This is a genomic window from Candidatus Symbiopectobacterium sp. NZEC135, assembly GCF_025962695.1.
The window spans coordinates 1-1,912 of sequence record NZ_JAGFPF010000288.1 but is presented as its reverse complement, the minus strand read 5'-3'; the positions used below and the strand labels follow the sequence as shown (position 1 = coordinate 1,912).

Genomic DNA, 1,912 nt, shown 5'->3' with positions numbered 1-1,912 from the left:
TCTTCCGCCCGATTGGTTTTGATTACCGCTCCAAGCTGGAAAATGCGCGCTGGCGTGGGATGTGGGACTGGGGCATTTTTATTGGCAGCTTCGTGCCTGCGCTGGTGTTCGGTATCGCTTTTGGCAATCTGCTACAGGGTGTACCGTTGAACGTGGATAACTATTTACGGCTTACTTATCACGGCGGCTTTTTCGGTCTGCTTAACCCCTTTGGGCTGCTGGCCGGGTTGGTGAGTGTAGCGATGCTTATCACTCACGGTGCGATTTATCTGCAAATGCGTACCACGCAGACCCTTCAGGTCCGTGCACAAAAAACCGCGCAGGCCGTCAGCGTGCTGACCAGCGTCGCATTCTTAGTGGCTGGTCTTTGGGTCATCATGGGCATTGATGGCTACGTTATTACCTCAACGTTGGACAAAACCGCCCCTTCCGATCCGTTGCGAAAAGTGGTGATTCAGCAAGCCGGCGCCTGGTTAACCAACTTTACCGCGTATCCTGCGCTGTGGTCGATCCCGGCGCTGGGTGTGATTCTGCCCTGGTTCACTATGCTGTTGTCACGTGCAAACCGCTGTGGCTGGGGTTTTCTCACCTCGTCATTAACGATTGTCAGTGTGATCCTGACGGCAGGAATCACGTTATTTCCCTTCGTGATGCCTTCCAGTCTTGCCCCTAACGTCAGCCTGACGATTTGGGATGCCACGTCGAGTCAACTGACGCTTCAGGTTATGACAATATTGGCCTGGATGATATTACAAGATGTTCGGGCGGATTGATGCGCGTTATATGGAAGAGAATAAGCATTCCGCTTACTAACATGTTAAGGAGAGTAAGTATGTGGTACTTCGCCTGGATACTTGGCACGATGCTAGCCTGTGCGTTCTCGCTGATTACTGCGCTGGCGGTAGAGCATCAAGACGGGGAGAACGGCACCCGATGAGAATATCAGGCAGCGACACCTGGTGTGGCTGATGAAATAATCTCATTGTTATGCTTATTGGTAAGGTAAATCTGCTCAATCGCTATTTAGTATCACAGCGCTGCGAGCAGATTTATAGCATTACCTATGGCGGTCTATATTTTCGTCTTGTGCATAGCCTTTATTTGTTGCTGAATGAGTGCCGCTAATACCTTTACACTTTGCTCGCAGCGCTCATCCCACTCATAGGATACATTCAAGCGGAAATGGCGATCGTATTTGTCACCCGCTGTGAACATTTTTCCGGGCGCGATGCTGATCCCTTTCTCTAACGCTTGCCAGTAAAGCGCAGTACTGCTGAGGCCTGGGGGCAATTCTAACCACAGGAAATAACCACCGCGCGAAGGATAAAGGTTAACGTCGTAAGGGAGATGCCGTTGGAGCGATTGGAGCGCAGCATATTTACGTTGTTCCAATGCCTTGCGAAGACGACGCAAGTGGCTGTCATAACTGCTTGTCGCAAGGTATTCCGCGATAGCCAACTGCATGGGGGCACTGGCAGAGAGCGTGCTCATCAGCTGTAAGCGCTGGATATTCTTGGCATGATGGCCGGCCGCCACCCAACCGATGCGGAATCCCGCCATCAGATTTTTGGAGAATGAAGAGCAGTGCAGGACCATGCCTTTTTTGTCTAATGCCTTCGCGGGTAACGGCCGTTGTAATCCAGCGTACAGTTCACCGTAAACATCATCTTCAACCAATCCCACACCGTATTTTTCTAACATCGCCACTAGCCGCTGTTTATTATCCCATGATAGCGTGCAGCCGAGCGGATTATGAAAATTGGTCATCAGCCAACAGGCTTTTATTGGATAGTCATTCAACGCCTGATGCAGCGCATCAAGGTCTATTCCGTGTTGCGGATCGGTGGCTATCGCAATCGCTTTAAGCTTGAAACGTTCAATGGCCTGCAATGCACCGTAAAAGGCCGGCGAT

The 1,912-nt window shown here is 50.9% G+C and carries 2 protein-coding genes and 1 pseudogene; 2 read left to right on the top strand and 1 reads right to left on the bottom strand.

What is annotated here, in order from left to right; translation table 11 throughout:
- Positions 1–813: pseudogene (gene cydB / locus J5224_RS26015) on the top strand (cytochrome d ubiquinol oxidase subunit II); the annotation flags it as partial.
- 19 nt (positions 814–832) lie between these two features.
- Positions 833–937 carry a cytochrome bd-I oxidase subunit CydX gene (gene cydX / locus J5224_RS26010; protein WP_264628079.1) on the top strand — a complete coding sequence of 35 codons (105 nt, stop codon included), beginning with the start codon at positions 833–835 and terminating at the stop codon, positions 935–937.
- A 134-nt stretch (positions 938–1,071) separates the two neighbouring features.
- On the opposite strand, the gene J5224_RS26005 is transcribed toward cydX, so the two are convergent.
- The coding region (locus J5224_RS26005) for a PLP-dependent aminotransferase family protein (RefSeq protein ID WP_264628078.1) at positions 1,072–1,912 on the bottom strand (841 nt) is incomplete at its 5' end.

Bases quoted from the DNA above. Each gene is read 5' to 3' on its own strand.
- cydX (WP_264628079.1), top strand. From the start codon at position 833: ATGTGGTACTTCGCCTGGATACTTGGCACGATGCTAGCCTGTGCGTTC.